The following is a 20956-nucleotide window of genomic DNA, read 5'->3' on the forward strand; positions in this document are numbered from 1 at the left end:
CAAGATTTCCATTGGAATAATACCACTTCCATTCCCCTTCACGAAAACCATTAATATGCTTTCCTGTAGATTTTAATGAGCCATCTTCTTCCCTAAAATATTTGGCTAAACCAGTATTTCTCCCTTTTCGAAAGGTTTCAATTGCTTCAAGATTTCCATTGGAATAATACCATTGGTATTCTCCATTTAGCTTTCCGTTTTTATAAGTAGCCTCTGTCTTTATATTTCCATTTGGATAATAACTTCTTTTCTTTTTATCACTTTTATTACTTTCAAGTGTAAAAGAATTGTTTTCCATGACTCTACTTCTATTTGAATCAAAGTAAAAGGCATGTAGATTGAAGTGTGTTAATGTTAGTAATAAAGAAGCCAGTAACTGTATTTTAATCATCTAATTGAAGTTTATAAATAATAGTTCATAATTATAATAAGTTTCCACATATATTCAAAAGAAATATATAATACATAATATAAAAACAATATTTCTTTTATAAGAATAAATATCTCAACAAATGACAATGACATACTAATGATCAATTGAGTATTTTTACATAACAAAAAGACGTTTTACATAATTGAGTTACGATGAAACTTTTACCAGGTATTGCCAATAATAATTATAAAGGAAGTAAAATTGCACTTTATGCATTTTATCTAATCACACTTGTGACTATTGGAAGGAGTTTGGTGCATATGTTCAAAGCAGATGGTGGTGCTGAAAGTATTGCGACGATCCCTCTTCATTCTTATACAGAAGGTGGAGCATCTACAGTTATTCTAATTTTTGCTTTGTGGGGATTGTCTCAATTGCTCTTTGGAATTTTTTATGCGATTATCATTTTCAAATACAAAAGCCTTATTCCTTTGATGTATCTATTCATTTTTATCGAATATACCATGAGATTAGTATTAAGTGCATTAAAACCTATTGTATTGGATGGAACTGCTCCTGGTAGTGTGGGTAATTATGTGATGATTGCTATTATACCTGTTTTACTTTGGTTATCATTAAGAGAAACTAAATAATAACTTAAACTGTACAATTATTTTTTTCATTTAACACCAAAATACATTTTGAAGCTTTAATGATTATAATCTATAAATCACTCATTTTCAATTTTATCAAAACACTTATTTATGTAAATATTTATCATTGCAAATGCTCATTGGATTAATAAAAGAATAATAGTATTATTGTCTGACTAAAAACTTCAATTTAAAACAGTTTTTAATAAATAAATTTCCAATTACCAATTCAATTACAATGAGATACTTTTTAAGCATCCTTTTTTCATTCATTCTAACAAGTGTTTTTGCCCAAGATAATTTGGGGTATCAAAAACCACCTGAAGAAATTCTTGAACTTGTCGATGTCCCTAGGGCACCTAGTGTTTTACTGAATGAGAACAAAGACACTATGATTCTTTTGTATAGAAACGCTTACAAATCCATCGAAGAGTTATCAAAAGAAGAACTACGTCTTGGAGGGTTGAGAATTGACCCTAAAACAAATATTGGCAGTAGAGTGAGCTACTTCAATAATGTAAAAATCAAAAGTCTTTCTGCCAAAAATGCAGAAGTTAAACAGGTAGAAGGTTTACCTGAAAATCCTAAGCTCACCAACTTTAAGTGGTCTCCTGATCAATCGAAAATCGCTTTAACAAATACTACTTTAGAAGGTGTAGAACTTTGGGTTTTAGACTTAAATAAAGCAACAGTTACAAAAATTTCTGAGGCTAATTTAAATGCGAATGTAGGCAATGTAATGAACTGGTTTGAAGATGGAAACTCTTTATTAGTAAAAATGATTTCTGAAAAGAGAGAAGCATTAATCAATACTAAAAATGCTATTCCAACAGGACCTACTGTTTCTGAAAACAACGGTAAAAAGGCACAAAACAGAACGTACCAAGATTTACTAAAAAATAAGAACGACGAGCATAACTTTGAGCAGTTAGCGATGTCTGACATGTATAAGGTCACATTAGATGGTAAAAAAGAAAAATGGTTAGAAGGTAGTCTTTATACTTCAATCGACTTTTCTCCTGACGGTAATTATGTATTGGTAAAAACAGTCGAAAAGCCATTTTCTTACTTAGTTACCTACAGAAGATTCCCTTCAAAAACTACAGTTTACACTAAAGAAGGTAAAAAAGTAGAAACTGTTTTGGAAGTACCATTGATTGAAGATCTACCACAAGGTTTTATGGCAGTAAGAACGGGTAAAAGATCATTCTCATGGAGAGATGACAAGCCTGCAACATTAACATATGCCGTAGCATTAGATGGCGGTGATCCTGAAAATAAAGTAGAGCACCGTGATGAAGTTTTTGAATTAGAAGCTCCATATAAAGGAGACGGTAAATCGATTTTAAAAACAATCAATAGATATGCGGGTATTGAATGGGGTAATGATAATGTAGCTGTAGCATATGACTATTGGTGGAATACTAGAAATACAAAAATGTATTTATTCAATCCATCAGATGCTTCACAAAAGCCTTCTATTATTTCGGATAGAAATTACCAAGATAGATATAGCGATCCAGGTAGTTTCGTAACAGAAAGAAACGCTATGGGTAGCTCAGTTTTGACAATTGTCAATGATCAGTTATTCGCTATCGGTGATGGTTATACTAAGGAAGGTCAATTCCCATTTGTGGATCAAATAAGTATCAAAACACAAAAGAAGAAGAGAATATATCAATCTACTGATACAGACAAAATTGAAGATATTCGAAACTATGACCCTAAGAAAAAGGAATTGTTAGTGCGTATTGAATCAGCAAAAGAATACCCTAACTACTACTTCAGAAGCACACGCAATAAGAAATTAACGCAGATTACTTCTTTTGAGAATCCTTTCAAGAGTATTCAAGATGTACACAAAGAAGTAATCACTTATAAGCGTGAAGACGGATTGGAACTTTCTGCTACATTGTATTTACCTGTTGGTTACGACATGGAGAAGAAAGAAAAAATGCCGATGATTATGTGGGCTTATCCAACGGAATTTAAAGATAAAGCGAGTGCAGGACAAAGTACACAAAACCCTAATGAGTTCACTTATCCTTATTATGGCTCTATGGTGTATTGGGTAACTAGAGGTTATGTCGTATTGGATGACGCATCTTTCCCAATTGTAGGTGAAGGTGATGAAGAACCAAACGATACGTTCAGAACTCAACTTGTTGCCAATGCAAAAGCAGCAATTGATGCTGTAGATAACTTAGGATATATCGATAGAGAAAGAGTAGCCGTAGGTGGTCACAGCTATGGAGCATTTATGGTAGCAAACTTACTTTCTCACTCTGATTTATTTGCAGCGGGGATTGCAAGAAGTGGTGCTTACAACAGAACATTGACACCTTTCGGATTCCAAAGTGAAGAAAGAAATTACTGGGAGGCTCCAGAAATTTACAATACAATGTCTCCATTTATGCATGCAGAGAAAATGAACCAACCATTATTGCTTGTACACGGTGAAGCTGATAACAACTCAGGTACTTACCCTATGCAAAGTGAGCGTTATTTTAATGCACTAAAAGGATTAGGAGCAACAGTCCGATTGGTGATGTTACCAAAAGAAAGTCATGGCTACCGTTCGAAAGAAAGTATTCTACATCTATTATGGGAACAAGATCAGTGGTTAGAAAAACACGTAAAGAACAAGAAAGTACAAAAAGAAAATTAAGATAATAGAAAGAGGCATCTGATAAGGATGTCTCTTTTTATTTACAGAGTATTTTTAATACATATCCCAACATACTTTGAGAGTACTTTATGGCTCGTGAGACACTATGAATCGTGCCTCTACAACAGTCTACTTTCAACACAGCTATATACATAAATAAATATGATTGACACCCATAAAAAAAGAGACAAATCAAAATTGAAAAACTACCCCTGTAGAGGCACGATTTATCGTGTCTCACGAACCATCAACATTTCATAAATACGATATTATTATCCCAAATTATCCCTAAATTTGCCTCACCACAACAAACTTATTAAACCACTTTAAAAATATGTCAGGAATAAAATTAATTCGTTTTATAGGTCTTCTAGAAGGTATTTCTTTCCTATTAATTCTATTTGTTTCAATGCCTTTGAAATACATCGCAGATATTCATGAGCCAAATCAATTTATTGGAATGGGACATGGCGTATTATTTATTCTATATGTAGCCATTGTCTTATATATTCACTTCACCATTAAATGGGGTTTCAAAAATAGTGCTTGGGCTTTTATAGCATCATTAATTCCTTTTGGAACTTTTGTGGCGGATAAGAAGATATTTAAAGGTTATGATAACTAGGTTTTAGTTATTCAACTTTGGTCTTGTTCTAAGGTACTGTCTTAAAAGTCAAATAAATTCATAGGATTTTTTTACGATTCTTCAAATTACTTTTCGCTACCGTGGGTTCCTCAAATTTTCATTGCAAAATTGAAGCACTAGAATAGAGATAGTCTTTTTGATATAGATGTTTTAGTGAGAATTGTTTTAAATTCAGAAACTTAAAGAATATGCTAGTTCGTAGTGACGCCTGTAGGCTTAAGACAACGAACAGTGAAATGAATGCAACTAACAATTATACATTTTTTAAAGCATGAATATATATAAAATATCAATTGATGTAAATTATACATTTTGGTTACAATTAAGTGATTCGAATAAGAAAGTATTTGAAAACATTTCATCAGAAAATGAGATATTAGATTTTGGTAAGGTATCTCGAAATGAGATATTTGGTTTTACTAAAAGTTTCGATGATTGTATGTTTGATAAAATATTTGGCTTTACAGAATTAATTCGAAATTCTCAGCTATTTAAAATTTTAAATGAATCAGGAGAAATTAAAAAAGTAAAAACTATAGATAGTTCTATTTTTTACATCTATAAAAACAATATTATTTTAGATGTTTTTAATACTGAAAAATCAATAGTTAATCGTTTTCCATTTCCTCCACATGATATTTATGAAATAGAGAAGTACCATTTTAATATTAATGATATCATGTATGATAGTTTTTTTTCAGTTCCTGTGATGGGAGGGACTCAATTATTTTATTGCGAAAAAAATAAGGATAATCAGTCAACCTTTAAAAATATCTATGATAATGAAGGCTATGAGGGACTTATCTTTGAAAAGGTTTTTTCATTATAAAAGTGTTAAACCATCATCCCAATACTGTTCTTTTTTTTAAGCCGAAATGCATCACCACTAAGAACTTCCATATTCATTTAAGTTTGTAACTCATATCTTAGTTCGAAATAGTCAAAAAACATTACTAAGAATTGTACATTAGATACAAGAAATTATTTATTAAATTCACTGTTTAATTTAAAAAGCAAAACTATTAAATATCTTAACTACAAATGAAAAACTTCATCTATCTACTGACATTTATATTCATCCTTGTCTCATGTGAAAAAGATGAAACAACTCCTATTAAACAAAAAAATCTCGTATCAATAAAATACGAGAGTAATATGTCTGGATATCATTCTACAATATCCTATAATGAAGATAATCAGTTAAGTTCAATCGTTACTGATTTTGATAATGAAGATGATGGATTCATTGAATTTTCAGATTATATTTATCTAGAAAACGGACAAATAGGCTCCTACAAAACAAGTAGAAATAGCCGCTATATAAATAATAATTCCATTATTGAACACACATACAAGGATGGTCGAGTAGACATTACAACAACTGATATTGATCATTCCACGTCCTATCTTAACACTGTGATTATAGATAATAATGGAAGACCTACTGAAAAATGGTCTTACCTCGAAGATAATACAACAATTTACTATAAAAGTGTTTACACATGGGATAATGGAAATCCAACGAACATTAAATCATATAGTAAAATTAATGATGAATTTGTACTAGGTTCTGAAATTCAAATCACTTATGATAATGGAATAAATCCATATAACTATCATAAAAATTCTTTTTTAGTAAGATTAAGTGGTGAAAGTTTTAATTCAACGAATAACGCGATAAAAGTTACTGAAAAATTTTATGAGGAGATCTATGGTCAAAATTCGACTCAAACTTATACTGTTTCATATACATATGATCCTGATAATTATCCTAGTCAATCTACATTTACAATGATACAGGAATCTAATGACCCAAATGCTGTTCCAAGCTTAGAAGGTAAGAAAGAATTTACATATAAATAAGATAAAAGTAACTTTCTACACTCCTCTGTTCTCGGTGTCAAGTCGAAAGGCGTCACTGAGAACTATCTTTTTGTTATAGTTTGCGACTTATAACAACTACCCACAAACCTGATCAACAATGGAATGAAATCAGTATCGTCTTTTTCCCTTCAAGAAAACATTTTGTAGGCATGAGTCCTACCCCGAGTTACGCTCCTCATTTTTACGATAGACAAGCTGCTTTGAAAGAAGGTTTGTGATGCCTGTGATAGAATGGAATGAATAATCAGAAAGTAAGAAATGATTTAGCACCTATTTCTAGAATTAAGCAAAAAAATGAACTAACTATTTAGAATTATTTTTTATGGAAAGATTCATTTTAGATATTTATATTTAAAGTGATAAATAACTAAACATTACTATTTTTTTCTTTATGCAAGCTATAACAAAGTTCATATACATCGTATTTATTCAATTAGTTTTTTCATCACTATTTTCTTCATGTCAAAACGAAAATAACAAAGAAGAAAAAGATATTTCAAAGGTAAAAACAAGTGTAACTGATACTAAAAAAAATATTGAGTTAATGGTACAAAATAATGCCCTAGACTCTCAAACGATTAATCTCTATAAAAAACAAATAATTGGAAAATGGGTAAATAAAGAGACTGAAAAAGGAGTTACTCACTTTTTCCAGGACTTCTATATTTCATTGAATCATCCTGATAAAAAAGTAAAGTATTCCATTACAAAAGATAATCAATTAATTTTTCATTTTAGTGATGATCTGAATGTAGAATATGATATTATTTCCTTTACAGAAGACTCTATTCATGGTATCAATGAATTTGATTATAACTTAATTTTATATAAGATTAAAAAGTAAATAATTCCCCACTGTTATAAGGTACTGTCTTAAAAGTCAAATAAATTCATAGGATTTTTTTACGATTCTTCAAATTACTTTTCGCTACCGTGGGATCCTCAAATTTTCATTGCAAAATTGAAGCACTAGAATAGAGATAGTCTTTTTGATATAGATGTTTTGGTGAGAAATGTTTTAAATTCGGAAACTTAAAGAATATGCTAGTTAGTAGTGATGTCTGTAGGCTTAAGACAACGAACAGTGAAGTGAAAAAACATATACTTATGAAGTGTAAACTATGTAATCAAACACATGATAGTAAAAGAGAAAACCATATTATCACAAATTCTTTAAACAAGAAAGGTTTTTTATCTTCATATAAAAATCTTAAAAACCATCATGCTTTAAAAATTGAACAAGATAATATTTCTCCTATATATACAACTCCATTTGAAGTCGGTATTTTTTGTGATAAATGTGAATTGAGTTTTGCTAGAATAGAAACTGATGCAGTCAGGTATTTAGATATTTTTCATAATAGAAAAAATCGAAAAGATGCTTTTAAAGCTACAAAAATTGATAATGTTAATTATACTATGGATAAAGTACAAAATGCTATGGTGTTTAGAGCATTTGTATTATCTCTTCTTTGGCGGGTTTCCATTTCAAAACATTTTGATATCAAAATTGGACAGAAATATGAAGATCAATTAAAAGATTGGCTTCAGTCAAATATTTCTGACGACATAAAGAATACAAGAAGAAAATTATCAGAACCAGATTTAAAAATACCTGATATTACTTATTCTATAATAGTTCCAAGAAACAAAAAAGAACGAGGTGTTTTTTATGTAAAAGACCTATCTGATAATCGTTTCATAATCTCAACAAATCATTTAATTTTGATTTTCCAATTAGGACAAGTTACTTCTCATAAAGTAATTAAAAATACGCTTAATATTAAAAAAAGTGATTTTATATATACAGTTCTTAAAACCAACCAATGGGCTTTTTTACGAAAATTTCAATCTTACCCAATAGTCAAAAAACAAATACTTTTACCAAAGAATGATGATGAAATAAAAGCATTAGAGATTATGGGTTTCTAAGAAATCATATCATAAAAGAGACCTTCCCACTAAAAGCGAGAAGGTCAATCAGAATAAATAAGATATGAATGAACAGCGAAGTGTGATGCCTAATATTTCACACTTGCTGCTTTGAATTTGCCGTCGATTTGTACGCCCTGCATTTCTAAGTATTGCAATCTGTACAAGTAGGCAGCTCCGTTGAACAATGCATGAGCAACGTCTACTGCTTTACGGTTTTCCCAGTTTTCAAGAGGAGTACCTTTTACCCACTCGTTGAATGCACCCATTGCAGGACCACACCAGATTTGGTAATCCAACTCTCTACCTTTCACACCACGGTTTGCCCATGATGAAGAAAGACCTAAGTACCAACGGAAGATCAATGCCATCTTACGCTTTGGATTGTTTTCTGATCTTGTAATTTGCTCTGGATCACGCTCTTGGAAAAACTCAATACACATCTTCCAGATGTTCTCTAAAGTATCTTGGAAGACAGTCTTTTCTAACGTAGCACGCTCTTTGGCTGGAATCGCATCGATGCCATCATAAGCGATGTACGTATCATATAATTTTTGTGCTCTTAAAGCGAACAATGTTCCCTTCTTCAACACTTGTAATTTCACACCTAACTCAAACATATCCGATGCTGGCGCCATCATGATGTCTGTCATCCCCGCTTGTGCTAACACCTTACGAGAGTGATCTGATGCACCTGACTCTAAACATGCTTGGTTGATTGAACCTGTTACTACGAATGCTGCACCCATAGCAAAAGCCGCCAATACAGATTGAGGAGTAGAGATACCACCTGCAGCACCTACACGTACTTGCTCAGGGTAGTTTAATTCCTCTTGGATTCTATTTCTTAACAATAAAACTGATGGTAATAAAGAAACCAACGGTCTATTGTCTGTATGTCCACCTGAATCGGCTTCTACAGTGATATCATCTGCCATAGGCACTGATAACGCCAATGTTGCTTGTTCAGTAGTTATCTGACCTTCTGCTACCAACTTGTCTAAGATAGACTTCGGTGCTGGACGCATGAATTTCTCCGCTACTTCTAAACGAGATACTTTTGCGATGATCTTGTTTTCCATATGGATAGATCCATCTGCATTTTTCTTTAACCCTGCCGCTCTGAATTTCACAACGAATGGCGTTAAATCCATAAATGCTGATGCTTCGATCACTTTCACACCACGCTTTAAGAATAACTCACAAGCTTCACGCTCTAAAGCTACCTCATTTGGTGAGTGAATTAGGTTGAAAGCATAAGGACCGTTTGGTAATGCCGCTTGGATCTTGTCGATCGCCTGCTCAATTCTTGATGGAATCAATCCACCTGCACCAAACGAACATAACATCCCTGCTTTACCTAAAGCAATTACTAGGTCTTCCGAAGAAATACCGTTCGCCATTGCTCCACCCATATAGTTATATTTCAAACCATACGCTGCTCTGAATGAAGGATCACCCAATGCTTCTGGAGCATATGCAGGAATATTCGCTAAAAGTTCAGCCGATTGTAAGTCAGATGAAGTAGAAGTACCCATTCCATCTGCTACACCTACTGTACCTTCTTGGTTTCTGATCACAAACAACTGCTTGTCTAATTTCTCAAACTGCTGCTTGATCTCCTCCGTTGTATATTTTGCAAAGCTTGATGCACCGAACCACTTTGAAGTGGATTTTGATGCAGTCTTTAAGCCACTATTTTTTGTCAATGTTGTATTCATTGTTGTTTTCAATTTTGATGTAATCAATCACTGGATCGATATGACCCACGACTGAAGTCGTGGGCTGGTAATATTCTTGTCTACAAAGACTAAAGTCTTTATAGATCACTACACCGTAAAACATCTCGACTTCAGTCGATAATGTTTTTCTATATCAATAGCCCATGACTTCAGTCATGGGGCACCAATCGATGTTAATTAGCTGATCACTAATGAAAGGTCAGTAATTTCATAGATTCTTAAATCTCCTTTCCAAAGGTTAGCATCTACAAGAATTACGACTTTACCGTTTTCCTTGGTTACTTCTTTGATATGGCAATCAAGGTTCATTGTTGGATCACCTTGAAGGATTTGACCTCTATATTTCCAAACTGTTTTGTTTGGTGCATGGTGGTTGAAACCAACGTTTGTCATGCCTTCACCTAAGTTGTTTTGCAACGCCCAAACTTGAACTGCTTGGTGGATTGCTTCAACACCTAATGAACCTGGCATTACAGGATCTTGGTAGAAGTGACAAGTGAAGAACCAATCGTAGTTTTCGATCGCACGAGTGGCATGGATATAACCTTTACCGTACTTACCACCTTCTTTGATGATTGTAGCACTGTCTAATAAGTTCAGTTGATCTTCTGCTAAGTGTAATCTTGGAGAAGCTGGGTTTGTAGACTTGTACAACTTCATTTTACCGAACAATGAATCTAAGTTGAAAGTGATTGCTTTCGACTTGTCATAGTCAGTAACGTCTTTCCATGCTGCTACTTTTTCACCTGAGTCAAGACCTGCTTGGCTAGAAAGGTCCGCTACTGTAAAGAATCCGAATGAAGATTGACCTACATAGAATACTGTACCATCTACTGAAAGTTCGAATGTATAACGTTGTAATACTGTACCTGCAAGGTTCGTATGCGACGTCATTACGACTTTGTTCGTGATTGTTTTTCCTCTTAGATCAACATCAACTAACATCTCACCATCACCGTCAAGGTTACGGAAGAATAAGTCTTTGTCTGGCACTGATAATGTAGACCCTAAGTAAGCACCTAAGAAACCACATGGCTGTAAAGCAACTTCCATTAATACTGAATAAGGCATTACTGGAGAAGCGTTTTGCTTGAAGTACCAAGCATCTACAGGCACATCGTACTCAGAGATGATTGTAGGGTTGTTACTGAAGTCGTGTCTTTCATTGCTGATTGACAATACTCTTGAGATCACTTGAAGATCTGTGTTTGGCTGACGTGATAATGAACGTCCTTCGAATACTTTGTACTCATCACCAAAACACTTGTATACTGGACCTAATGCGAATTGAGTGATATCACCTTCGTCTAATAAAACTGGCTTGTTCACTGGCTTCACATACACACCATGATTAGTGTTAGCTAAGTCCTTTTTATATTGAGGGTTGTCTTTTTCTTGTAAACGAAGACCTAAGTTTTCGAAGTATACAGATGACAATCCGTCATAGATAATTTCTAAATCTGCCACTACGTAAGGTTCAGGTACTAAACCTACTTCCTTCACGTCCATACGGTAGATTAATTTACCGTCTTTGGCATTTACTTCTTTACGACATCTTACTTTTTGAGGGATGTCTAATACAGGTTGGAAACGAGCATCTTTTGTTAAACGCTGCATACCCATGTATAACATTAAGAAACGTAGTAACTGTCCGCCACCTTCAGCTTGTAATGAACCTGCTAAAACTTCGTCATCTCTGAAGTGACAAGGGAAGTACCAATCGTCCGCTTTCAAGTCTTTCTCTGCTTCAATCCATCCTAGACCAGCGTGACCACCTTTGATATCCAATTTAGTGATACGGTCTAACATTAAGATGTCTTTAGGAGGAAGACGTAATGATTTGTTTCTACCTAATGTATTGTAATCCGAACCAAACACACCTTCTAAGTCACCTTGCGTTAACGCTAAAAGTTCCTCTTGGTTGAAAGTTGTTTTATCACAGTGTAATAATGGCTCGAAGAATTGTTTCTTACGGTTCTTTCTTTCTTCTAACTCCTCTGGCTTGTACACTACGCCTTGTCCTTCTGCAAGGTCCGCTTCATTGAAGAAACCTGCACATCCACCACGCATTTTCAATACCATTCTGTCCTCCACGTAGCAATCGTAACGGAAGAAGAAAAGAAGGTTGTTACCATTACGTACATAGCTATCGATGCTGATGTCATAACGTAACGTTTGTCCTTCGAAAGGAAGATCATCCAAGAAAGTAAGTGTACAGTCTAATAGACGGTATTTGTACTCACCTTTGTTTTGGAAGTCAATCCCTAAATATGAAATTAATAATAAGTCACACTGACCAGATTCTACGGCAACAGCCCAAGGAATTTGTCCGTCAGTAGCAAACCAAGAGTTGTAAGGAATATCGTATTCCGTAGTTAAGCTTGATGGCTTGTACTCATTTGTCTTGGCATTCAATTTTGTTACACGGCTCACTAATAAGTATGGAGGCATTGGTAACATTACACGACAAGGGTAAGTGTCGATAATTGAGTACTCAGGACCAAATACATCTGAAATTTTACCAGTAGCGAAAGTCAATAGATCTTGCTCGTTCCAGATTGCATCTTTCTTGCTCGCTTTGTAATCAGGTGCATCGAAATCATAAAGTGCTAAGCCATTCTCAGCAATCTTTTGTTTCACCTTATTTTCAATCACATCTAAGGTTGAATTCTTATCCATATCTTTGGTTGTTGTTTGTTCTTCTTTTTCAGATAATGCAAACATGTCAAACTCCTCTCCTGCAAGTACAGGCTCAGCCGTATTGACTCTGTTTGTAGAATTTTGGAAGGCTGCTTTGTTTTCCGCAGTAAATGCGAATTCTTTAAAACGATTTCCTCCCGTATGTAAAGTTTTATAGATTTTCTTTCTCTGTATGCCTTTCGCTGACGTCTTTGCAATGATTGCTGAAAGATCAAGTTCTACACCTTGTCCTAACAATTGAGCAATCATTCCCATGAAGCTTTTCAACGAATCAGAACCTTTACGGTCTGTAGCAATTGTGGCAAACTCCTCTCCTTTCAAGATCTCACCGATCCATCTAGAAAGTGTTGCATTCGCACCCACTTCAATAAACAATTCATGTCCATCTGCATGCATGCTTCTAATCAGCTTCGGAAGGTTCACTTCTTGACAGCAAACTTCTTTGGCATTATTCGCAATCACTTCTTCGTTGATTACTAATGGCTGATGCGTCACACCTGAATACACTGTTTGCGTTACTTCCTTCTGTAATGGAAGATTGTGCATTGCAATGAATTCTTCCGTTACTCTACGGATAAATGGATGATGAACACAGTTGTTGATCGTCAATGTCACCGATGAAAGGGCATACTTTTGCATGATCTCTTCCAAGATGTCATTGTCGCCACTCATGATGATTTCAGAATCCGTGTTGATGAATGTCAAGTACACTCTTTCGTACTTTCCTTCCACTTCATTTCTGAACCAATCTTCTAAAGTAGCATACCCTAAAGTTTTAGCATTTAAGGTAATCAAACGACTTCTCCATTTTGATTTTGCAGTAGCAGCATCCATACCCCATTCTTCACCAAGAATAGTCATTGTGCCCCCAACGATTTCAGAGAATACGTTTGTCTCCAAGAATTTCTCATCCACTTGATGACCATCCCAAAGTCCTTGACCATACCATAAGCTTGAAGTTTCCCCCATGCTATACCCTGCTAATGAATCTGCTTTTACTTTCAGGATATCTTGTAAAAGCACTGTATATGCTGTCGCAAAGGCAACACCAATCGCCATTACTGGAAGTGCATTTGTACCAAGATTTTCCTCTTGTTGTTTCACTTCTTCAGCCGTAGGCTTCTTCAACGTTCTAGGGTATAAATATTCTGTAAAGAACGCTCTATTCGGATAGTTCACAGAATCTTTAATGTGGTCGTACAAACTTGGGAACATCTGTAATAATGAAGCTCCAAAACCTTGGTAAGCTGCACCAGAACCAGGGTAAACCATTGCTACTTTTGAATCCTTACTAACAGGGTTAGGATTGTAGTAACTACCCGTTGGCATTTGTAACGCTTTCTTTCCTTTGTAAGCATCTTTCATATGTGCTTGGAAGAAGGCTATATCACGCATTAATTCTTTTTCGTTCTTCGCAACGAAAATAGGCTTAATTGGTGCTGCAGGGTTAAACGCTTCACAAAGTTTGTCTGATGTCTCATTGAAACCTAATGTTTCTACATCTGTCAAAATACCTAAAAGTTGCTCGTTAATTGCCGCTGGCCTTTCAATAGAAAGTGGGAATAAACGCTCGCCTCCTTTAGCCATGTAAGGGCTACGTTCGTTTAACTTTGGATGAGAACCTTCAGACATTAATACATGTGCTGAAGAACCATCTGTTGCTAAACCAGAAATCGCTGCTCTTAATGTATCTTTTCCTTCTTCGACTACCCAAGGTGATGAAACCTGAGGAACGTAGAAAGGTGTGTTTTTAAATTTCTCCTCGAATTTAGGACCTGACCACTGTGGAGAAGCAGGAATAAATCGATGGTAAAGTGATAATGCTGAACGGATAATTGAAGCAATACCTGACGCTGAGAATGTATGTCCTACAGTCGCTTTCGCAGAACCTAAGGCACATGTTAATTTCTCATCTTTTGATTGGTATATTGAAGTTAAACCTTCAATTTCTGCTTTATCTTCAGAAGCAATACCCGAAGCAGAAACTTCAAGTAAACCAATATCAGAAGCATCTAAACCATTACTTTGTAACAACTCTTCAGCTCCTTGTGCTACAGTTTGACTATTGATTTCTCCATTTAAAGAAGAAAGGTCTGACTGTACAATAGCGATATCATCAATTTGTGCATACACACGATCATTCTTTGCGTCTTCTGCTCTCTTGATCACAATTGCACCAGCACCTTCACCAATATTCCAACCGTTCGTTTCTGTATTCCATCCAAATGAAATATCACCTGTGTTGACAGGATTTAAAACGTGACGGCTTAATACGCCTTCCATACTTCCGGCAAGGTCAATAGCACCTACTACTACGGCATCTACTTCACCTAAAGCCAACATATTTCTTGCTACATCCAATGCTTTGTAAACAGCATTTTCGTTAGAAGAGATGGTGAATGAAGGACCAGTGAAATCCCAAAGTGCTGAAACTCTACTCGAGATAATGTTACCAATAAATCCAGTATGTTCCGATGGTGAATGATCTTCGAAGGCTTGGAATACAGTGTTCTTTAAAACATCAGAAAGAGAATCTTTCTTTTGCACGTCCATATCAAGACCTGCCATTTCTAATGCTTTTTCCACTTGCCAAATTAGATCCCAACGTCCCATACGGTGATGGATTTCTAATTCAGATTCCATTGCCGTAAGAACAGCAATGTTGGCTCCTTTTCCTTCTAAATCTTTTAAGCCTGCATCATGTAACGCTCTGTCTGCAACAGTAAGCATTAAAGTCTGCTGTAACGTTAAACGTTCGGCTTCTTTTGGTTGGATTTTGAAACGAAGAATATCCAAATCAAATTCTTCCAACCACGCTCCTTTTAAGCGCTTAATATCTTCTAACCCAAGTCCTTTTTTCAATGTCTCCAATTCTTCCATTCCTTTCCAACGGTTAGCTGGCAAGTCCTTGAAGAATTGTTGACCTTGATAAAGAGATAAATAAAAATCTTCCAAGTTGGAACATCCACCGAAGTGAAGGTCCATACCAACAATTGAAAGAGGTTGTTTGGGTGATGTAATCTTTTCTTGTTCTGCCTCCACTTTCTCATCGTAAGCCGATAAGATCATATGAGCATTTGTACCACCAAAACCGAAAGCATTGATACCTGCGTGAGGTTGCTCTCCTTTTAATGGCCACTCTTTATTTTCCAACATCATTTGGTCTCTTCCTACCTTCTGATCATTGGAATGTACTGCACCATCAATTTTGATAGTTGCAGGAATAAATTTCTTTTGCATGGCAAGGATCACTTTCAACATACCCGTCATACCGGCAGCTGTTAGTAAGTGTCCCATATTAGATTTTACAGACCCTAAGAATGGAGGTCTTACATCATCTTGAGCAAAGAAATCACTGATTGAATTGATCTCCGTTGTATCACCAAGAGGCGTACCTGTTGCGTGACATTCTAAGTAATCAATTTCTGATGGCGTTAAATCCGTTCCTTTGTAAGCTCTCTCGAAAGAAAGTTTTTGTCCTTTAGGGTTTGGACTTAAAAGGAATTTACCTTTACCATCATTTGATAAACCTACACCATCAATTACGGCTAAGATTTTATCGCCATCTCTTTGTGCATCGCTAAGGCGTTTTAACACTACCATACCAGCACCTTCAGATGAAGTCAATCCTCCGGAAGTATTATCCAAAGGAGCTGACTTTTCATTCATGCGAGCATACGCATGGAAGTAAGAGAATCCCATGTGAATAAACAACGGATCGGCACCACTTACGGCCCCTGCCAACATCATGTCAGCTTTACCCAATTGTAATTCATCAATGGCTAATTTTATAGCATATAAACTAGAGGCACAAGCAGCGTCTAATGAATAGTTGGTCGAACTCAAACCTACAGCTTGTGCAATCAATGCTGAAGGAGAATTCGTCAGTAATGTCTCATGAATATTTGCATCGTATGAAGTGTTAGCGAAAGGAACTTTCACTTCTTCACCTGTCAATTCTGTAAATACCTGTCCAGCTAAATCAGCATAGATTGGTGCAAAGATTTGACGAGAACGACGTGTTGGGAAAGATAAGTTACCCACAATAACACCACAGTTTTTGTCCTGTGTGTTTTGCCAATAACCACTATCTTTTAAAGCTTGTTGAGCTACATACAACGACCATTTGAATTGATCGTCTTGTTTTGCTAGTAAGTCTTTTTGGATATTATAGCCTGATGGATCAAAATCGAAGTCTCGAACATAACCACCACGAATCGCATAGCATTTATCCAATTTACCTTTTTCTGTATGATACAGACGCTCGGGATCTTGTCCGAAAGTCACTTCATCAGATAAAGTTACGAGGTCCTTGTTATCAAGAAGGTTACTCCAGAAAGTATCTAGTGTAGATGACCCTGGAAAGAGTCCTCCCATACCAATGACCGCTATTTTGTCTTTTTTACTCATTCTATATCTTATTTTATCTCTTTGTTATAAGAGAAGTAAAATTGAAATAGTAGCTCAATCTCTCTGTTTCAAGTGTTAAGCGCTAGCGTCACTTGGAACTAATGATTGGTGAAGTCTCCCGACTTCAAACATAATCACTACATCTTCTCATTTCGAAGTCAGGAGACTTCGCCAATGTGTCATCACAAGTGACGCCTATCGGCTTAACACTTGCGATATAAGATGTAATTCCATCCATCCTTATCGCTTAACCTTTCAAGGTTAAAACAGATCAAACTATTCTTTCAATTTTGATGTCTAAGATTTTCACTTAGACTAATGACAAAGTCTTTTACTTTATCACTTAGATGGCCCAGGTCTAACGAAAGACCTGAACCATTATTGATGTGTGTGTGCCGACGGAATTCAAGTTAAGTTGAAGAAATTTCGTTCTTCATTTTTAATTCTTAACTCTTCATTCCACTACGACCAAGTTAATTCACGGCTGATTGTCATTGCCGCTCCGTAACTTTTCATATAAACTTTTCCAGTTTCAGCATCATAGGCTGTGATATCTGAAACCATTGAGAAGTCATCTGCTTTTTTCACCTCGATCTTCACATAGAATGGCTTTCCGAATGGAAGAGCATCGAAGATCTCAACGTAATCAGTGCTTAATGGTAAGCTTGCTGCACCGTGGAAGCGACGTACCCAAACGACTGCTCCTTGATACATGATATCCATTAAGTAAGGATTCACTTTTTTCACTGGAACTTGACCTTGTCTTTCCTCTGTTACACCATCGTGTTCACATAAGAATAACATGTTGTTTTCGTCCATTTCAAGGATTGACTTGATACCGTTGAAATCAGCTCCGTGGAAAAGTGTTCCATCTGTATATACTGAAGTGGCATCTGCTACCGCTGGTGTGATAGATCCATTAGGTAATGGCATCACGGGTGCTTCAACTGCTTCAGAAGTTAAAGTGATTTGCGTTTGGTAATGGTTCAGCGGAAGTTTACCTCCATTATCGCTAGAAACGTTCACTGTCAACGTTACAGTATTTTCTGATTTTGACGTTTCTGTAACTTTAATCGTGTAGTCTTCCGCTTGAGTACCATCAAATACGATTCCTTTGAAAAGCTTTGCGTTATCTACTCTTAGTACATTGAAACCAGGATATAAATCCGTCGCTGTTTGTACCATCCAAGTAGAAGCGTTTACGATTGGTAATACTGCATTACCTTGGATCATATGGTGTTGAAGGAAAGGATTCTTTTCTTCAGTCATATGTCTTTTCACCGTATAGCTTTTCAAATCACCTGTAATATCCGCTTTCGCAAGTGGTAAAGTACCACCCAAAATCACTTGAGGCATATCTTTGAATGCATCACTTAATTGATCCACCATGGCTACTGGACCTTCATCAGAAGGAACTAGAGAAACACCGTGCGCTTCGAATAATTTCTTTAATTCTCCGCTTACCATACCTGCGTCCCATGCTCCCCAGTTGATTGAAGCAACATGTACGTCTGGATGGTTTTTCTTAAATAAGTGTGCTACTCTGTTCAATACCTCATTGGCAATTGCATAGTCTGTTTGACCAACGTTACCGTAGAATCCGGCTACAGAAGAGAACAATACAACGTGTTGGATATCGTGGATATTGGCAGCTGCAGTAGCGGCTAATAAACCTGAGATCTTCACATCATAAACGTTATCGAAGTCTGTTGCTGTTTTGTTTTCTATCAGTTTGTCTGCTAAACGACCTGCACCGTGGATGATTCCTGTAATTGCACCTGTTTTTGCAACGATTGGTGCTACAGCTGCTTTTAATTTTTCAGCATCCGTTACATCTGCTGCAGTATAGTGAGCTTCCGCGCCTACGCTTTGGATATACGCTAAGTTCTCTTGGATTTCTCTTTGAGAAAGTACCGCACCTACCATTCTGTTCACTGTTTTAGGAAGTGGCTTTTCACCGCTTTCCTTCAAGAACATCATTGCGTTTCTTTTTAAGACTGGCTCTTCAGCTACACCTTGTGCCCATGTTGGCTCCTCTGTAGTCAATGCTGAACGACCTACTAAGATAAACTTAGACTTGTACGTTTTCGCCATTGCTCTTACACAGTCAGCCGTTACACCTTTGGCACCACCTGTTACTAAAAATACGTTTTTAGAAGTAATACTAGAAGTACGAACTGTACCTGCTGTATGTGCTTCTTCAACTGCTGCTAAAGTGAAACGTTTTCCTTCTTCGTTGTATGAAGTTTCTGTAGTAGAAACATCAGCGTCATTTAATTCAGCAACAATTTTCTTTGCTGCCACTTCCGCTTTCAACTGTGGAGAAACATCTACACCTCTACAGAATACGTTGGTCCATTCTAAGTTTAATGATTTCGTTAATCCGAAGTATCCACCACCGATTACTGAAACATTACCTGGGTTTTTAGTACCGAAAGCACCTTCTAAACGTGTTACTGTCATGAATGAAGCTCTAGTTGATTTAGAAGCATATTCATTTAAAGAAGGCTTAAGATGTTTTGCCAATAAGTAAGCACCTTTCAACAATTCTTTTTCTTTGTCGAAGTGCATTCCCCATTGACCTAACGGGAATCTAAAGTGAGGGTGTACATTAATAAATTGATCCACTCCACCGATTTGAGCTAATGCTGCTTTGATCGCATCATCAGAAATTTCAGCTAGAGCAATCTCCTTTACCTCGTTTGGTAAAGTCACTGCCGATTGACGAACCAATGAAGCTGGCATTGTCAATACAGCTACTTTTCTTCCTTCAGCCAATAATTCTTGTGCTAAAGAAACTGTTAATCCCGAGCCATCATTTGTAATGACTGTCCATGCATCTGCATTTTTCTCGATTACCAATTGATCTGGCTCGGGAATATATTTCAAGGCAACTGAGTAACGTGCTACACGATCATAGTTTCCTGAAAGGAATGAAGTATGATCATCTGCTACTGTTGTTTCAGCTACTTCGTTAGTAGACTTTTTTTTTTCCGCGATTGACGAATTAGTATTCGCCTCTACACTGGGGGTGGACGCTCCTGCCTTTGAAGAGATGTACTCAGCAATCTGAGCTAACGTTCTCAACTCGGCTAATTCTTGAGGATCTACTCCTTGAACTGATGGATTTGCTTCTGTCATTGCACCGAAGATCTCTACACGCTTGATAGAGTCAATACCTAAATCAGCTTCCATGTCCATTCCCATTTCTAACATCTCTGCTGGGTAACCTGTCTTCTCTGCAATTACTTCTAAAAGTGATGCTTCGATTTCTGCATTTGTTACGCCACCTTGAGCTGGTGCTGCTACGGGAGCCGCCGCTGCTGCCGGTGCTGAAGTTGCACCTGCTTTTCCTGAAATGTATTCAGCAATTTGAGCTAATGTTCTTAACTCTGCTAATTCTTGTGGATCTACTCCTTGAACTGATGGGTTAGCCTCTGTCATTGCACCGAAGATCTCTACACGCTTGATAGAGTCGATACCTAAATCAGCTTCCATGTCCATTCCCATTTCTAACATCTCTGCTGGGTAACCTGTCTTCTCAGCGATTACTTCTAAAAGTGATGCTTCGATTTCTGCGTTTGTTACGCCACCTTGAGCTGCTGGTGCTGCAGTTTCTTGAACCGGTGCTGCTGCTACTGGAGCCGCCGCTGGTGCAGGAGCTGCTGCCGGTGCTGAAGTTGCACCTGCTTTTCCTGAAATGTATTCAGCAATTTGAGCTAATGTTCTTAACTCTGCTAATTCTTGTGGATCTACTCCTTGAACTGATGGATTTGCTTCTGTCATTGCACCGAAGATCTCTACACGCTTGATAGAGTCGATACCTAAATCAGCTTCCATGTCCATTCCCATTTCTAACATCTCTGCTGGGTAACCTGTCTTCTCAGCGATTACTTCTAAAAGTGATGCTTCGATTTCTGCGTTTGTTACGCCACCTTGAGCTGCTGG

12 protein-coding genes are annotated in these 20956 nt (G+C 36.4%); 8 read left to right on the forward strand and 4 right to left on the reverse strand.

The annotated features are described in order from the left end of the window. Positions 1 to 391, reverse strand: a 391-nt coding sequence (locus ACXAHM_RS24845; RefSeq protein ID WP_474966477.1) for a toxin-antitoxin system YwqK family antitoxin, incomplete at its 3' end; no start/stop codon positions are given. A gap of 194 nt (positions 392 to 585) precedes the next feature. On the opposite strand from ACXAHM_RS24845, the gene ACXAHM_RS24850 reads away from it, so the two are divergent. The 8 genes from ACXAHM_RS24850 to ACXAHM_RS24885 all read left to right on the forward strand — a co-directional run bounded on the left by ACXAHM_RS24850 (position 586) and on the right by ACXAHM_RS24885 (position 8156). Further along, complete coding sequence (locus tag ACXAHM_RS24850) at positions 586 to 1026, forward strand: hypothetical protein (RefSeq protein ID WP_474966479.1); 441 nt, start codon at positions 586 to 588, stop codon at positions 1024 to 1026. A 238-nt stretch (positions 1027 to 1264) separates the two neighbouring features. Beyond that, entirely contained in the window at positions 1265 to 3694 is a 2430-nt protein-coding gene (locus ACXAHM_RS24855) for an alpha/beta hydrolase family protein (protein ID WP_474966481.1), read from the forward strand. 334 nt (positions 3695 to 4028) lie between these two features. Further along, the gene (locus tag ACXAHM_RS24860) at positions 4029 to 4319 is read left to right on the forward strand and encodes a DUF3817 domain-containing protein (RefSeq protein WP_474966483.1); all 291 of its coding nucleotides are present in this window, start codon (positions 4029 to 4031) and stop codon (positions 4317 to 4319) included. A 292-nt stretch (positions 4320 to 4611) separates the two neighbouring features. Further along, entirely contained in the window at positions 4612 to 5169 is a 558-nt protein-coding gene (locus ACXAHM_RS24865) for a hypothetical protein (RefSeq protein WP_474966485.1), read from the forward strand. Between the two features lie 212 nt (positions 5170 to 5381). Next, positions 5382 to 6203, forward strand: a complete 822-nt coding sequence (locus ACXAHM_RS24870; RefSeq protein WP_474966487.1) for a hypothetical protein — start codon at positions 5382 to 5384, stop codon at positions 6201 to 6203. A gap of 80 nt (positions 6204 to 6283) precedes the next feature. Further along, a complete protein-coding gene (locus tag ACXAHM_RS24875) occupies positions 6284 to 6442 on the forward strand; it encodes a hypothetical protein (RefSeq protein ID WP_474966489.1) in 159 nt (52 codons plus the stop codon). 173 nt (positions 6443 to 6615) lie between these two features. Continuing rightward, on the forward strand, positions 6616 to 7068 hold the full coding sequence (locus tag ACXAHM_RS24880; protein ID WP_474966491.1) for a hypothetical protein: 453 nt from the start codon (positions 6616 to 6618) through the stop codon (positions 7066 to 7068). 263 nt (positions 7069 to 7331) lie between these two features. After that, a complete protein-coding gene (locus ACXAHM_RS24885) occupies positions 7332 to 8156 on the forward strand; it encodes a hypothetical protein (protein WP_474966493.1) in 825 nt (274 codons plus the stop codon). A gap of 89 nt (positions 8157 to 8245) precedes the next feature. Here the strand turns inward: ACXAHM_RS24885 and ACXAHM_RS24890 are convergent, their stop codons facing one another. From ACXAHM_RS24890 to ACXAHM_RS24900, 3 genes are all read right to left on the reverse strand, one after another. Further along, positions 8246 to 9877, reverse strand: a complete 1632-nt coding sequence (locus ACXAHM_RS24890) for a PfaD family polyunsaturated fatty acid/polyketide biosynthesis protein (RefSeq protein ID WP_474966496.1) — start codon at positions 9875 to 9877, stop codon at positions 8246 to 8248. Between the two features lie 198 nt (positions 9878 to 10075). Then, on the reverse strand, positions 10076 to 17008 hold the full coding sequence (locus tag ACXAHM_RS24895; protein WP_474966498.1) for a beta-ketoacyl synthase N-terminal-like domain-containing protein: 6933 nt from the start codon (positions 17006 to 17008) through the stop codon (positions 10076 to 10078). A gap of 462 nt (positions 17009 to 17470) precedes the next feature. Then, a partial coding sequence (locus tag ACXAHM_RS24900; RefSeq protein ID WP_474966500.1) for an SDR family NAD(P)-dependent oxidoreductase occupies positions 17471 to 20956 on the reverse strand: 3486 nt, incomplete at its 5' end.

Source organism: Flammeovirga sp. AWQ4_249 (assembly GCF_056161045.1).

Excerpts from the sequence above, each read along its gene's own strand:
- ACXAHM_RS24850 (WP_474966479.1), top strand. The coding sequence starts at position 586 with ATGAAACTTTTACCAGGTATTGCCAATAATAATTATAAAGGAAGTAAA.
- ACXAHM_RS24855 (WP_474966481.1), top strand. The coding sequence starts at position 1,265 with ATGAGATACTTTTTAAGCATCCTTTTTTCATTCATTCTAACAAGTGTT.
- ACXAHM_RS24860 (WP_474966483.1), top strand. The coding sequence starts at position 4,029 with ATGTCAGGAATAAAATTAATTCGTTTTATAGGTCTTCTAGAAGGTATT.
- ACXAHM_RS24865 (WP_474966485.1), top strand. The coding sequence starts at position 4,612 with ATGAATATATATAAAATATCAATTGATGTAAATTATACATTTTGGTTA.
- ACXAHM_RS24870 (WP_474966487.1), top strand. The coding sequence starts at position 5,382 with ATGAAAAACTTCATCTATCTACTGACATTTATATTCATCCTTGTCTCA.
- ACXAHM_RS24880 (WP_474966491.1), top strand. The coding sequence starts at position 6,616 with ATGCAAGCTATAACAAAGTTCATATACATCGTATTTATTCAATTAGTT.
- ACXAHM_RS24885 (WP_474966493.1), top strand. The coding sequence starts at position 7,332 with ATGAAGTGTAAACTATGTAATCAAACACATGATAGTAAAAGAGAAAAC.
- ACXAHM_RS24890 (WP_474966496.1), bottom strand. The coding sequence starts at position 9,877 with ATGAATACAACATTGACAAAAAATAGTGGCTTAAAGACTGCATCAAAA.
- ACXAHM_RS24895 (WP_474966498.1), bottom strand. The coding sequence starts at position 17,008 with ATGAGTAAAAAAGACAAAATAGCGGTCATTGGTATGGGAGGACTCTTT.